The following is a 13,359-nucleotide window of genomic DNA, read 5'->3' as shown; positions in this document are numbered from 1 at the left end:
CCTCCATAGTGGTTTTAATTTCTTATTAAGCAAATAATCCTTCGATTGTTTGTCCTTCAGCTAATTTTACAATAGCTTTACGTTTTTTATTTGTAAATCCTGCATGTCTTCCAACACGACGGAATTTAGCTTTATAATTCATCACGTTCACTTTTTCAACTTTAACTCCGAAAATTTCTTCGATAGCTTGTTTGATTTGAGTTTTGTGAGCACGTGTACCTACTAAGAAAGTATATTTATTTTCTTGCATTAATAAATATGATTTCTCAGTTAAAACTGGGCGTTTGATAATATCGCGAGCTTCCATTATGCTAATACCTCCCCAACTTTTTCTACTGCATCTTTAGTGAATACAACTTTATTGTGTCCTAAGATGTCTACTACATTTAATCCTTCAGACTCAATTATATTGACTCCTGGGATATTTCTTCCTGATAATAAAGCATTTTCTTCATATTGAGATACTACGAATAATACTTTTTTATCCAAACCTAAGTTTGTCATCATTTCTTTAAAGTTTTTAGTTTTGATTGCATCAAATGATAATGTTTCTAATGCGAATACTTCATTAGCTGCAACTTTAGAAGATAAAGCAGAGCGTAATGCTAGCCTACGCATTTTTCTTGGCATTTTAAAGCCATAATCACGTGGTGTTGGACCAAATACAATTCCTCCTCCACGCCATTGTGGCGAACGAATAGACCCTTGACGAGCACGTCCTGTTCCTTTTTGACGCCATGGTTTGCGACCACCACCTGATACTTCAGAACGTCCTTTAGTTTTGTGAGTACCTTGACGTAAAGAAGCTCTTTGTAAAGTTACAGCTTGGAATAAAACGTGTTGATTTGGTTCAATTCCAAATACTGCATCATTAGCTTCAACTACACCAACTCTAGTACCATCTTGTTTAAATAAATCTAATTGTGTCATGTGCTAATTTCCTCCTTCCGTATATTTCTTATTTACCAGATTTAACTGCTGATTGGATTTTTACGAAACTTTTCTTAGAACCTGGGATACAGCCTTTGATTAAGATAACTCCGTTTTCTACATCAACACCTACAACTTCTAAGTTTTGAGTAGTTACTGTAACTCCACCCATTTGACCTGGTAGTGCTTTACCTTTAAATACACGGTTAGGTGCTACAGGTCCCATTGACCCAGGGCGACGGTGGTAACGAGAACCGTGAGCCATTGGTCCACGACTTTGCCCGTGGCGTTTGATTGCCCCTTGGAATCCTTTACCTTTACTTGTTCCTGTTACGTCAACTAAGTCTCCTGTTGCAAAAATATCAACTTGGACTTCTTGACCTACTTCATAATTTGCTACATCAGCATCTCTAATTTCACGAACAAAACGTTTTGGAGCAGTGTTTGCTTTGTCAGCATGACCTTGCTCAGGTTTGTTAGCTACTTTTACTAAACGGTCTTTACGTTCTTTGTCGTAAGGACGTTTGTCATCAAATCCTAATTGGATTGAGTTGTATCCTTCTACTTCTACTGTTTTCTTTTGTAGTACGACGTTGCCTTTTGCTTCTATAACTGTTACTGGGATTAATTCACCGTTCTCAGCAAAAATTTGAGTCATACCAACTTTTCTACCTAAGATACCTTTAGTCATCGAAAGTCACCTCCTGATTATTATAATTTTAATTCGATGTCAACACCTGATGGTAAGTTTAAGCTGATTAAAGCGTCAACTGTTTTTTGTGTTGGTTCAATAATATCGATTAGACGTTTGTGAGTACGTTGTTCAAATTGCTCACGACTATCTTTATAAACGTGAACTGAACGTAAGATTGTGTACACAGCTTTTTCTGTTGGTAACGGAATTGGTCCAGACACTTTTGCACCAGAACGTTTTGCTGTTTCAACAATTTTTTCTGCACTTTGATCTACTAATCTGTGGTCATATCCTTTTAGACGGATACGTATTCTTTGTTTTGCCATCATTTCTCCTCCTGTTTGTATATTCGCCATCGTCTAGCAATGACTTCTCCACGAAAGTTATCCAACTACGTTATGCCATGGCAAAGCGGCCTGGCGTGTCGGTAACCTTTCGCTTCAACGCAAGTCTTTAATAAGACCAACATTACTATTATACATACTTAAAAATAATAATGCAAGTATTTTTTAAATATTTTCTAATTAATTTTAGAATTGTAAAACTGCATATTCTAAAATGAAATTAGCAATAATAATATGCAATCTATGAAGACAAATAATTAAACGTTCTTTAGAATATTTATCAAGTTCTAAAATAAAATTAACCAGCTAAAGATAATAAAAAACTAAAATTTTTAATTACAAAAATCTTAGTTTTTATTTTTCTATTTATTTTTTTCAAACCATTTTATAGCGTAAGAGCAAGTGGCGTCTAATTTAATATTATTTTCTTTGGCATAGGTAACTACTTCTTGCATTAGTTTGCCTGCTAAGCCTTGACCTCTGTATTTTTCATCAACAAAAACTTTTGTTATTGTTTGGCTACCGTCTGGATTTTTGGGAAAAACTAAATAACAGATAGATGTTTTTTCATCTTCTCCGTAATATAAAAAATCTTTTTTGTCGTTAAGTTGAAATTGCATAGTAATCTCCTTTTTTAAAAAAAATATTTTTAATTATTAAATTTTTTTCCTGTTAGTAAAAATTGTTCTAATTTTTTTCTGTCTTTGGCACTTATTCTGATATTTCTATTTTTAATTCTTGTTTCATTGTGTTTTTTTATGTATTTTGACATTTGATTTTTTCTGTCATACAAATCTTTTATAAATCTATGGCAATCTCTAAGGATAGCTCCATATCCTAAAGCACTATCTCTTTCATCCCTGTCATCACTAACAACTATTACGTCGACAAAATGATTTATGTAGAGTTCTTTTGTTTTTCTTTCTATCCATCTGTCAGCATCTTCCCCGTTTTTAGTGTAGACTATATAAATTGGATTTTCTTCTTTTATATATTCCTTATTACCATTTTTGTAGGCATCAAAAACACAATAAACTTTGTAGTTGTTGCCAGAAGCATATTCTTTTAGTATTTCTATAAGGCTATCTCTTTCTGTTTGAAAGGCAGAACTTTTTATTTTAGAATATTCTTTCAGCTTGAATAAGAGGTTGTAGCCGTCTATTATGAGATATTGGTTTTTCAAAAAATTCTCCTTTCGTATTTTTTCCTCCATAATATTATAGCAAAAAATTTTAAATTTTAGAAAAATTAAATTTTAATTTCTTGTTAAAGCCTATACAGTATGTTATAATTAGAAATAAGGGAGTCTGTGAACAGTCTGAGAGGAACCTTGTAGGTTCGACCATACCTGATCTGGATAATGCCAGCGTAGGAAATTAATTTAGTCATGAATTTGACTGTTAATGGGTCATAAAATTAGATAAAACACAACTTCCTAAAATAGAGTACTTGTACTTAATATTGAGGAGGTTTTTTATTTTGCTAAATTGTAGCATTGCTTTACAAATTTTACCACTTGGTAGGGAGGATAGGATAGAAATTATTGATAAGGTCATATATTTTTTAAAAAGTAGGCATGACAAGATTGTGGTTTCTCCTTTTGAAACGGTTATTGAGGGGGAATTTAATTATCTCATGGATAGCTTGAAAATGGCTATAGACTTAGCTGGGAAAGAACATAAAAATATATTTGCCAACGTGAAAATAAACTATGGAGAGATTATGACGTCTTATGAAAAAATTAAAAAATTTGATAAATAGACATATTAGTCTAGTTACATTTTCTTTAATTATATTTATTTGGCAAATTTCTGGAAATCTTGGTTTATTACCAAAATTTATTATACCTACACCATTAGAGATAGCCAGAGCCTTTATAAAAAATTATAATCAATTATTATTTCATAGTAAAATAACAATAATAGAAGCTTTTATAGGGCTAAGTTACGGTATATTAATAGCTTGTCTTTTAGCTGTTTTAATGGATACTTTTAACTCTTTTAATAGGGCAATCTATCCCCTACTGATAATAACACAAACAGTTCCCACTATTGCCATAGCTCCTATACTGGTTTTATGGTTAGGCTACGGTATGGCTCCAAAGATAGTTTTAATAATAATAACAACTACTTTCCCAATAATAATTAGCATATTAGATGGTTTCAGAAATGCTGATGAAGACACGATACAACTTTTAAAATTGATGAAGGCTAATAAATGGCAGATAATGAAGCATGTTAAGATTCCAAATTCTTTAAGCTATTTCTATGCTGGTTTGCGTGTCAGTGTATCTTACGCCTTTATAGCGGCGGTTGTTTCTGAATGGTTGGGAGGTTTTGAAGGTCTTGGAGTATATATGATTAGGACAAAAAAACTATTTCAATACGACACAATGTTTGCAATAATTATTCTGGTATCAGCAATTAGTTTATTAAGTATGAAAATTATAAAAATTAGTGAAAAGAAACTTATTAAATGGAAATATATAGGAGAAAATGATGAAAATAATTAAAAAAATACTTTATAGCATTCTGTCACTTATTATGATAATAAGTATTACAGCTTGTGCAACAAAAAAAGAAGAAACTACAAAACTTAAAAAAGTAGATTTTATACTAGATTGGACACCTAATACTAATCACACTGGGCTATATGTAGCTAAAGAAAAGGGATATTTAAAAGAAGCTGGGATTGACTTAGATATAAAATTACCCCCAGAAGATAGTTCTTCAGACTTGGTAATAAATAACAAAGCTCCCTTTGCCATATATTTTCAAGATAGCATGGCAAACAAACTAGCAAAAGGAGCAGAAATAACTGCTGTCGCAGCAATAATAGAACATAATACATCAGGAATTATCTCAAAAAAACAGGCAAATATAACTAGACCAAAAGATTTGGAAAATAAAAAATACGGAACTTGGAATGATCCAATAGAACTTGCCATGATAAAAAATATTATGGATAAAGAAAAAGCTGACTTTAAAAAGTTAGAATTGGTTCCTAATACGGATAGCAACTCTGTTACGGCTATTGAGAATAAAGTCTTTGATGCTGCATGGATTTTTTATGCTTGGGACGGACTACTGGCTAAAAGTATGAATATAGACACAAACTTCTTTTACCTAAAAGATTTTGCCCCAGAACTTGATTATTATTCACCAGTAATAATTGCAAATAACAAGTATTTAAAAGAAAATGGTGACGAAGCCAAAAAAATAATTCAAGCAATTAAAAAAGGTTATCAGTATGCAATAGAAAATCCTAAAGAAGCTGCTGAGATACTTATTAAGTACGCTCCTGAACTAAAGGATAAAAAAGAGTTTGTTATTGAATCACAAAAATATTTAGCAAAACAATACGCTACAAATAAAGATAAATGGGGAGAAATAGACCCTGCAAGATGGAATAAATTTTATAAGTGGCTTAACGAAAATAAAATTACAGAAAATCCATTAAAAGAAAATGCTGGCTTTACGAATGAATACATAAAATAATGAAGATATTAGAAATAGAAAATTTAACTTATACCTATCCTAACAATCCAGTATTAGAAAATATAAATATGTATGTTAAAAAAGGTGAAGTCGTTTCGATAATCGGAACAAGCGGTGTAGGTAAATCAACTCTTTTTAACATCATAGCGGGAATTGAAAAATTACAAGCTGGTTCTATAAAAATAGGACAAGATAGCAATTTTATCGGAAAAGTAAGCTATATGCTCCAAAAAGATTTATTGCTAGAGCATAAAACAGTTATAAGAAATATTGCCCTACCCCTTATTATAAGAGGGGTGAAAAAAGAAGAAGCCCTTAAAGAAGCAGAGGAGAAGCTCATTCAATTCGGTTTAGAAAAATATAAGGACAAGTACCCAAAAGAACTAAGTGGTGGCATGCGACAAAGAATAGCTCTACTAAGAACCTATATGTTTAAGGAAAAATTATTTTTACTAGATGAAGCCTTTAGTGCCTTAGACGCTATTACAAAAAGAGAGCTACACCAGTGGTATTTGGATATTCATAAAAAATTAGGGCTAACAAGTCTAATAATTACCCACGATATAGAAGAAGCTATAAATCTAAGCGATAGAATATACATTTTAAAAAATAAACCAGGTCAACTAGTTGATGAAGTAGTAATAACTTTCGACGAAACAGAAGATATAGACTACCAAAAACTAAAATTTAAAAAAGCAATATTACAAAAATTAGGAATATAAAAAAAAAGTATTGATTAGAAAAGCTAATCAATACTTTTATTTTTAAAATTTTAAAAGGAATAAATATTTCTTTGGAAATACTTGTTATAAAGTTTACTTATCTAGTTTATTACATATTTTAAAAATTTTTCCGAAAGAAAAACAATAAAAAATTAAATTTAGAGCAATTTATAATTTATACTTTTTAATATTTATTCCCTTCCTCATCTTATTAAATTCAAGTAAATGATAGAAAAACAAAAATAATAATAATATTAGGTCTAGTCCTAAACTTAGAAAATAATATCTCGCTTCTTTAGTATCTGTTCTAAGACCTTCTATATTTTCATATAGCATAGCCTTAGCTAAAAATACGTCAATAATATTACTATTTCTATATGATAATCCATAATTACATTTTGTAGTTCATATTTTTTATCTTCAAACGAAACTGTGATCTTATATTCGGTAGTTCCCCCTATTTTTTATAATAAATTCCCTCTACTTTTTTACCCTTGATTTTACGGGTTTAAATTCTAGATTTGTATTATAAGTTTTTGCCCATAAATAAAATGAAATAGTTAAGCCTAGTAATAAGAATATAAAGCTAAAATAGACTTTTAAAATTTTTTTATTTTTTTCATTTTTATTTTATACCTATAAATATTTTCTTATTATTTCTAAATTTAAAGTATATTTAATTTTGCTTATTTTCTGTAATACTGATTAAATATTTTAATTATTTATTTTTTAAATTATATTCATACACACAAGAATCTAATTCAATTTCAAAAAATTAATTTTTTTAGCTCCTACTAATTCAAATTTTTCATAAAATTTTCTAGCTTTATGGTTTTGAGATAAAATTAAGACTTTAGTTTTCTTATAATCTTTTAGCAATATATTTAAGGCTTTTGAAATAGCTGATGTCCTATATCCCTATTTTGATATTCTTTAAGAATATATAACATAAATTTCTCCATCATTTTCATTTAGCCTATATTTTCCAAAACTATATCTCCTACTTGCGCCACATAAATATTCGCTTTTTTATTTTTTATAATATTTTTATTAGCTTCAAGCACATATCCCCACTTATATTAGCCAGCTTGTCTTTAGGAATTAAGTATTTATATGTATTACTCCATTCTCTAGCATGAATTTTACTTATTTCTAGTACTTCATCAATATTTGCTATTCTTATTTCCGTAATATTTCTTCCATAAATTTTATTTATATAGGATTTAATAATTAGTAAAATTTTTTTGAATATTTTTATAATAAATTAACTTTATATAGTTATAAATATTTTATTTATTAATAAATTTTAACATTTCTTCAACATATTCTTTATTAGTATCATGTTTTTTTAGATGATTAAGGACTGCTATAGCTGGTTCTGAAACGTCTGCTAGTTTTAATCTTGTTTGGTTAATTACTGCAATTTCATCTTCTGTTAGTAGTAATTCTTCTTTTCTTGTTGAACTTTTTGCAAAATCAATGGCTGGATAAATTCTTTTTCTTGCCAAGTCTGGAGAAAGGACTAATTCCATATTTCCTGTCCCCTTAAATTCTTCAAATATTAAATCGTCCATACGAGAACCAGTATCTACTAAAGCCGTCGCTATAATTGTTAGACTTCCGCCACCTTCTACATTACGGGCTGCGCCAAAAAATGATTTTGGTTTGTGCAAGCTATAGGGGTCAACTCCTCCAGAAAGTACCTTGCCACTGCTTGGCGAAACTATGTTATAGGCTCTTGCTAGTCTTGTTATACTGTCCATTAATATTATCACATCTTGCCCAAGTTCAACTCGTCTTTTGGCGTGTTCAATCACTAATTCTGCAACTCTGACATGATTTTCTGGTTTTTCATCAAAGGTAGAACTTACAACCTCAGCCCCTTGAACAGAACCTTCCATGTCTGTTACTTCTTCAGGTCTTTCATCAATAAGTAAAATAATTAATTTTTTATCGGGATAATTTTTACGAATTGCGTTGGCAATTTCTTTTATTAATGTGGTTTTTCCAACTTTTGGTGGTGCAACTATTAAGCCACGTTGTCCAAATCCAATAGGGCTTACCAAGTCTATAAATCTAGTAGATAATTTTTCTTTTGTTGTTTCTAATTTTATTTTTTGATTGGGGTAGATAGGAGTAAGGGCTTGAAAATGGGGACGTGATTTTATTTCTTCAGCATTTACACCATTTATAAAATCAACTTGAAGAAGACCGTAGTAGCGTTCATTTTCTTTGGGCTTACGAACTTTACCAGTAACTTCATCGCCTTTTTTTAATTCAAAGCGTCTAATCTGTGATGAAGAAATATAAATATCAACTTCGCCCTTATTGTAATTTACCGTTCGTAAAAATCCAAAACCTTGTTCCTGGTGAATATCATCTAAAGCGCCTGTTAAGTAGTAGTTGCCGTCTTTTTCCATTTGTTTTTCTAATATGGCAAGCACCAACTCTTTTTTATTTAATGTTGAATAACGTTCTACTTTCAAATCTTTGGCAAGTAGGGTCAATTCTTTTGTTGTCATAGTCTTGTATAAGTCATCAAAACTTTTATAGTCCATTTTTTTCTCCTTAAAATTTTTATAAAAAAAGAATATTAGCAAATACTAATATTCTCATCGCTATCTATATTTTATTAATTTTATAATATTATTGCAAGTAAACTATTTTTTGTTAAGTATGAGTACCGATGATAAAATAATTACTATTCCTAATATGTCATAAAAAAAATTTTTTTCTTCCTAAGAGGATAAAAGAAAAAAATAATAGCAACTATGGCTTCAAAGCAACTAACTATGCTTCCTCTAACTGCTCCAATAAGTTGAACAACTTCTAGGTATATTGAAAATAATAGTATCTTACCAAAAACTATAACTCCGAACATGGCAAAAAATCAATAAGATTAAATCCTGCTGGAATATAAAAACTGCCAGTTGCTATTTGAATAACAAGACCAGCAATAAAAAATCCCCAAGCTACTGTTAAGATAGAACCGTATTTTTTATTAGGTCTATTGATAAAATATTATAAGATGCCAAGCCGAGTGCAGAAAATATTCCCCAAAACAGCCCCCAAGGAGATATTATAATATTATAAAAATTTAGGTGAGTTGCTATAAAGTACCAAAAAACGATAAAAAGATAGCAAGCAGTTCATTCAAAACTGGCAATCTTTTTTAGCGATGCAATAATAGAACATAATCATTGTAGGTCCTAAATATTGCAGGATAGTGGCTATTGATGAGTTAGTATATTTTATTGATAAAAAATAAATTCCTTGACAAATAAGCAGACCTAAAAAAGCAAAATTTATTAATTTTATTACATCTTTTTTGTTGGCAAAGGGACTAAAAATTTTCTTTATTTTCTTTGGTGTAGAGAATAAGTAACATATAAAGCCCGAATAAAATATGCGATTGCTTATTGTCCAAGTTGAATTAAGTTTAGAAACATTGAGCAAGTATTCTCCTAAAACTCCAGATAGTCCCTAAAAACTTGCACCTAAAAGAGCATAAATAATTCCTTTTCTATAATCACTTAAAATTTTTTCATTTTCTAGTCATTACCTTCTAAGTCTTTATTATCAAATAATTTTAAATTTTTGGCTACCAAGTCATCACTATTTTCGATAATATCTTCATAGGTCATTAAGTCATTTACTAAAATTGTTGTGAATATGGTAATGATTTTTTTGAAGGACACAATCATATTGCCACAAGTATAAAAATTAGCTTCTAAATTATGATTTATAAAACCAAATGGGGAGTACCAAAAACCGTAACCTATATTTTCTCTTTCTTTTAAAAATTTTTCTGTTTCTTCTTTGGGATAACCCTTTATTATTGATATTGGATAGAGTAAACTCAGTAATTTTATGTCTTTTAGGGGCTTATTTCCTTTTGTTCTGCATACAGAATAAATATCCAAGGCCTTGCCGGTTAATATTTTATCCTTAAAAATTTCAAAAGTGTAACCAGTTTTTTCTTCTAGTTCTTTTTTGTAATTTTTTTCTATATCTTCTTCATCAAAATCTATGGAACGACGACCATTAAATAAGTTTTCTTTTTGCAAGTATAAATAAGCCTTTAATTCCTCTTGTGAGGTTGATAAGGATAGCAAAGGATTACTGGTGATAAAGGAACTTTTCTTAGATTCAAAGGCTATGAAATAAAGTTTTTTCTTGGTAAAATATTTTACAATTTTTGCCAAAGAAATTTCTTCATCTAAGACTATTTGATTCTTTCTTGACAGGGCTATTCTTTTAAAAATATTATTTTCTATTTGTTCTAAGGCTTCTTTTATGTTATCTTGCCAAACTTCTGGATATATTTCTCTTACTGATTTTGGCTGGATTAATCTCAAGGGTATAAATTCTTTATTTGCAATTTTTCTTAAAAATACTATTCTATCTTGCCATTGTTTAGAAAAATCTACATCTTTTTTGTTTTTAAAAAATAGTGTAAATAAAATTTCTTCATCCTTAAAAACTGCTAGTATGCTGGGTATCACAAAAATAGTGTCGCTAAAATCTATCCACTCTTGTGATTTTTTATTATTACCAGCAGAAACACCACCATACATGCCAAAATAATCGTTTGAAAAATCATCAATATTTATTTTGCTTGTTTGGGACATTAGATTTTCAAAATCTGATGTTATGGTATCATTTTTATAATTGGTTAGAAAATCATTAGAATCAAAATTCCAAGTATATTCATGCCCTATTCCTATAATCATATCCTTGGCATTGGGTCTTTTAATGGCAAATCTTTTTCCCTTTTTTTCGTAAAATATGGTTAGAAAGTCGTAGGCTGTTATATTATTTTTTATTTTAAAACTAACTGCTACTGTATCTTTTAGGTCAAGCTTGCTAAAATCGTAATCAATTATATGTTTATAGTCATTAATATTATTCATCTTCCTTAGCTATGTACTTCTCTACTTTCATTTGTTCTACTAATTCTTTTTTCTTGCGTTGTTTTTCTTTGATTAGCTTATTCACTTCCTCTTCTGACTTATAACCCGCGTCCTTATCCACAAAGATAGTTAAATTTTTGTGATTTTTTAATAAAGAGATTGGGCTTTTATCTTCATTTTCTTCAAAGATATTAGCAACATATTCTTTTTTATCACTGCCTATGGCTATTAAAAATATATTTCTTGCTGACATGATATTGTCATAACCCATAGCTACTACCTTATCACTATTTAGCTTGAAACCATATTTTTCTATTAAATTATTTTTTTCATAAGATGATAATTCGTAAATATGCACATCACTATTTTCTTCTGTTACCCTGTTATAATTTAAAATATAGCCTGCCTTGTCTATAAATAAAATTGCTACATCAATAGGATTTTCTTTGAGTATCTCCTTGTATAAATATATATCTTCTTCTTTTTGGTATTCAGGTGAAAATATATTTTTATAGTCCACTTCAAGAGGCTTGTAAAGATTTTTTCTCATAAGTCTATACAGACCAAAATCTTCTTCCTTGTCCATATTAAGAAATTCTTTTTGACCGATAAAAATAACATGATTGTAGTTGTATTTACCGTTAATATGTTCATCTACTATTCTTTTTTCAAACTGACTACCCAATATTTTTTCAGAAAAAGAAAAAACTGCACCGGCTTCTATAAATTTTTCTAATTCGTCATAAACTCGATTAAAAACAGCTTGCTCACTATTACATACTATATATTTCAATTTTTTTCTCCATTTATTTTATTTTACACTTAATTATATCATATTTTTTAGCCCTAGTAGCTAACCTACAAAAACTAAATATTTTTTACAAATATCCACAAAAAATTCTTTATAATTACCTTCGTCCAATAAACTTTTTTGAAATTCATCAACTATATAATCACTATCAGCTTCCATAAGCCCTATTAATCTTTCAAAAGTATCCAAAAAATGTTCTTCTGGAGCATTGATTATGTAATTAAATTTTTGTTGGGCAAAAAAGGGTGCAAAAACTTGCTGAAATGCCCCCTGTTTTATCTTATAAATTAATTTTTTCCCAGCCACTTCAAATAAATCCTTGTTATCTTCAACAAAAATTCTAGCTTTTTCATAGTTGGTAAAAAATTGAACTGCTACACTTCCCTTGTATTCTCTTATTAATGGTAGGTGATAGCCATTTTGTTCGTAACTTGCCTTATCAAGCACTATAAAATGTTCCCCCATATTCCAAAATTCTCTTGCTATATGATAAAATGCCAATCGCCAAGCATCAGAACCCAGAGGAATTTTTTTAAAACTGCTTATTTGCTCAACTATTTTTATATCGTCCATTATTTTGCCTCCTAGTTTCTTATTTTTTCAACTCGATTACTGTGGCTATTCTTTTTTCTGTTCCCTTGTCTTTTCTATAAGATAAAAATTTATCATTATCTGCAACAGTACAAAAACCACTTGAAGAAATATTTTTTTCCAAAATACCAGCTTTAATTAAAAAATATTTATTAATAGTTTCTAAATCTAAAAAATAAGAATTTTCTATTCTTTTATAGTAGTTCTTGATATTAAATTTAGAAAATTTTTCTATAAGTTCAAGTGATACTTGATAATTATTAATACTGATATGTGGGGCAAGAAAGACTTGAATATCTTTTTCAGAAGATGTGTAAATATTTTTCATTTTGCTAACTACTTGAGAAGCTATTTTGTCATAAGTTCCCCTCCAACCTGCATGGGCTAGGGCAACAACTTTTTTTGTTTTGTCATAAAATATAAGTGGCAGGCAATCTGCTGTGAAAATTAGTAAAGGGGTATTTACTTTGTCAGTTATTAGGGCATCGCACTCTGTTGAAAAATTAATAATATTTGAATTTACCAACTCTACTTTAGAACCATGAACCTGTTTAGCATAAGATAATTTATCAACATTAAAACTATACTTACTCAAAACTTTTTTTATATCTTCAATATTTTTTCCGTCAACTTCTCTTTTTGTAAAAGCAAATTTTACCCTCTCATCTTCATACAAATACAAATATTTTTCTTCTCTCATAAAATCCTCTGTTTATTTGAATATTAACTATATTATAAACTATTCCTAAGATAAAAGTAAAATTAATTGTAATTCTTGAGAAAAAATAAATAAAATATTATTTTAAAAATTTAAATTTAATATTTATATAAAAAATACATACTAAGCTACTGAAAAA

General features: G+C 29.2%; 16 protein-coding genes and 1 riboswitch. Of the genes, 4 read left to right on the top strand and 12 right to left on the bottom strand.

Annotated features, from left to right (window positions below; genetic code table 11):
- Window positions 1-25 precede the first annotated feature (25 nt).
- The 6 genes from rplW to KMP11_RS01205 form a co-directional block, all read right to left on the bottom strand.
- Complete coding sequence (rplW, locus tag KMP11_RS01230) at window positions 26-307, bottom strand: 50S ribosomal protein L23 (RefSeq protein ID WP_215756062.1); 282 nt, start codon at window positions 305-307, stop codon at window positions 26-28.
- Complete coding sequence (gene rplD / locus KMP11_RS01225; protein ID WP_215756063.1) at window positions 307-930, bottom strand: 50S ribosomal protein L4; 624 nt, start codon at window positions 928-930, stop codon at window positions 307-309. The genes rplW and rplD overlap by 1 nt, the downstream gene beginning before the upstream one ends.
- Before the next feature lie 28 nt (window positions 931-958).
- The gene (gene rplC / locus KMP11_RS01220) at window positions 959-1,621 is read right to left on the bottom strand and encodes a 50S ribosomal protein L3 (protein WP_215756064.1); all 663 of its coding nucleotides are present in this window, start codon (window positions 1,619-1,621) and stop codon (window positions 959-961) included.
- A 20-nt stretch (window positions 1,622-1,641) separates the two neighbouring features.
- Entirely contained in the window at window positions 1,642-1,950 is a 309-nt protein-coding gene (gene rpsJ, locus KMP11_RS01215; RefSeq protein ID WP_215756137.1) for a 30S ribosomal protein S10, read from the bottom strand.
- A gap of 380 nt (window positions 1,951-2,330) precedes the next feature.
- Complete coding sequence (locus tag KMP11_RS01210) at window positions 2,331-2,588, bottom strand: GNAT family N-acetyltransferase (protein WP_215756065.1); 258 nt, start codon at window positions 2,586-2,588, stop codon at window positions 2,331-2,333.
- A 29-nt stretch (window positions 2,589-2,617) separates the two neighbouring features.
- Window positions 2,618-3,151: an NYN domain-containing protein gene (locus tag KMP11_RS01205; RefSeq protein ID WP_215756066.1), complete on the bottom strand. Its 534-nt coding sequence runs from the start codon at window positions 3,149-3,151 to the stop codon at window positions 2,618-2,620.
- Window positions 3,152-3,257: 106 nt separating this feature from the next.
- Window positions 3,258-3,360: riboswitch (TPP riboswitch) on the top strand.
- An 87-nt stretch (window positions 3,361-3,447) separates the two neighbouring features.
- On the opposite strand from KMP11_RS01205, the gene KMP11_RS01200 reads away from it, so the two are divergent.
- The 4 genes from KMP11_RS01200 to KMP11_RS01185 are packed head-to-tail and all read left to right on the top strand — an operon-like array spanning window position 3,448 to window position 6,187.
- Entirely contained in the window at window positions 3,448-3,729 is a 282-nt protein-coding gene (locus KMP11_RS01200; protein ID WP_215756067.1) for a thiamine-binding protein, read from the top strand.
- Window positions 3,701-4,480, top strand: coding sequence for an ABC transporter permease (locus tag KMP11_RS01195; protein ID WP_215756068.1), 780 nt, complete (start codon window positions 3,701-3,703; stop codon window positions 4,478-4,480). Before KMP11_RS01200 ends, KMP11_RS01195 begins: the two co-directional genes overlap by 29 nt.
- The gene (locus KMP11_RS01190) at window positions 4,467-5,465 is read left to right on the top strand and encodes an ABC transporter substrate-binding protein (RefSeq protein ID WP_252344659.1); all 999 of its coding nucleotides are present in this window, start codon (window positions 4,467-4,469) and stop codon (window positions 5,463-5,465) included. The genes KMP11_RS01195 and KMP11_RS01190 overlap by 14 nt, the downstream gene beginning before the upstream one ends.
- On the top strand, window positions 5,465-6,187 hold the full coding sequence (locus tag KMP11_RS01185; protein ID WP_215756069.1) for an ABC transporter ATP-binding protein: 723 nt from the start codon (window positions 5,465-5,467) through the stop codon (window positions 6,185-6,187). Before KMP11_RS01190 ends, KMP11_RS01185 begins: the two co-directional genes overlap by 1 nt.
- Before the next feature lie 1,289 nt (window positions 6,188-7,476).
- Here the strand turns inward: KMP11_RS01185 and rho are convergent.
- The 6 genes from rho to pgeF form a co-directional block, all read right to left on the bottom strand.
- On the bottom strand, window positions 7,477-8,745 hold the full coding sequence (gene rho / locus KMP11_RS01180; protein WP_215756070.1) for a transcription termination factor Rho: 1,269 nt from the start codon (window positions 8,743-8,745) through the stop codon (window positions 7,477-7,479).
- A 595-nt stretch (window positions 8,746-9,340) separates the two neighbouring features.
- Window positions 9,341-9,643 (bottom strand): EamA family transporter, encoded by a 303-nt coding sequence (locus tag KMP11_RS07615; protein WP_252344661.1) that lies wholly within the window; start codon window positions 9,641-9,643, stop codon window positions 9,341-9,343.
- A 95-nt stretch (window positions 9,644-9,738) separates the two neighbouring features.
- The gene (locus KMP11_RS01170; protein ID WP_252344662.1) at window positions 9,739-11,100 is read right to left on the bottom strand and encodes a hypothetical protein; all 1,362 of its coding nucleotides are present in this window, start codon (window positions 11,098-11,100) and stop codon (window positions 9,739-9,741) included.
- On the bottom strand, window positions 11,093-11,893 hold the full coding sequence (locus tag KMP11_RS01165) for a 6-phosphogluconolactonase (protein ID WP_215756071.1): 801 nt from the start codon (window positions 11,891-11,893) through the stop codon (window positions 11,093-11,095). The genes KMP11_RS01170 and KMP11_RS01165 overlap by 8 nt, the downstream gene beginning before the upstream one ends.
- Before the next feature lie 60 nt (window positions 11,894-11,953).
- Window positions 11,954-12,484, bottom strand: a complete 531-nt coding sequence (locus KMP11_RS01160) for a hypothetical protein (protein ID WP_252344663.1) — start codon at window positions 12,482-12,484, stop codon at window positions 11,954-11,956.
- Window positions 12,485-12,503: 19 nt separating this feature from the next.
- Window positions 12,504-13,202: a peptidoglycan editing factor PgeF gene (gene pgeF / locus KMP11_RS01155; RefSeq protein ID WP_215756072.1), complete on the bottom strand. Its 699-nt coding sequence runs from the start codon at window positions 13,200-13,202 to the stop codon at window positions 12,504-12,506.
- Window positions 13,203-13,359: the final 157 nt, after the last annotated feature.

Origin of the sequence: Gemella sp. zg-570 (genome assembly GCF_018866345.1) — a bacterium.
Classification (GTDB): domain Bacteria; phylum Bacillota; class Bacilli; order Staphylococcales; family Gemellaceae; genus Gemelliphila.
This window is presented reverse-complemented; position numbering and strand designations above follow the sequence as displayed.

What these genes read in the sequence shown, in the direction of transcription:
- pgeF (WP_215756072.1), bottom strand. Translation starts at nt 13,202, where the DNA reads ATGAGAGAAGAAAAATATTTGTATTTGTATGAAGATGAGAGGGTAAAA.
- rplC (WP_215756064.1), bottom strand. Translation starts at nt 1,621, where the DNA reads ATGACTAAAGGTATCTTAGGTAGAAAAGTTGGTATGACTCAAATTTTT.
- KMP11_RS01170 (WP_252344662.1), bottom strand. Translation starts at nt 11,100, where the DNA reads ATGAATAATATTAATGACTATAAACATATAATTGATTACGATTTTAGC.
- KMP11_RS01210 (WP_215756065.1), bottom strand. Translation starts at nt 2,588, where the DNA reads ATGCAATTTCAACTTAACGACAAAAAAGATTTTTTATATTACGGAGAA.
- rplD (WP_215756063.1), bottom strand. Translation starts at nt 930, where the DNA reads ATGACACAATTAGATTTATTTAAACAAGATGGTACTAGAGTTGGTGTA.
- KMP11_RS01185 (WP_215756069.1), top strand. Translation starts at nt 5,465, where the DNA reads ATGAAGATATTAGAAATAGAAAATTTAACTTATACCTATCCTAACAAT.
- KMP11_RS01195 (WP_215756068.1), top strand. Translation starts at nt 3,701, where the DNA reads ATGAAAAAATTAAAAAATTTGATAAATAGACATATTAGTCTAGTTACA.
- KMP11_RS01190 (WP_252344659.1), top strand. Translation starts at nt 4,467, where the DNA reads ATGAAAATAATTAAAAAAATACTTTATAGCATTCTGTCACTTATTATG.
- KMP11_RS01160 (WP_252344663.1), bottom strand. Translation starts at nt 12,484, where the DNA reads ATGGACGATATAAAAATAGTTGAGCAAATAAGCAGTTTTAAAAAAATT.
- rho (WP_215756070.1), bottom strand. Translation starts at nt 8,745, where the DNA reads ATGGACTATAAAAGTTTTGATGACTTATACAAGACTATGACAACAAAA.
- rpsJ (WP_215756137.1), bottom strand. Translation starts at nt 1,950, where the DNA reads ATGGCAAAACAAAGAATACGTATCCGTCTAAAAGGATATGACCACAGA.
- rplW (WP_215756062.1), bottom strand. Translation starts at nt 307, where the DNA reads ATGGAAGCTCGCGATATTATCAAACGCCCAGTTTTAACTGAGAAATCA.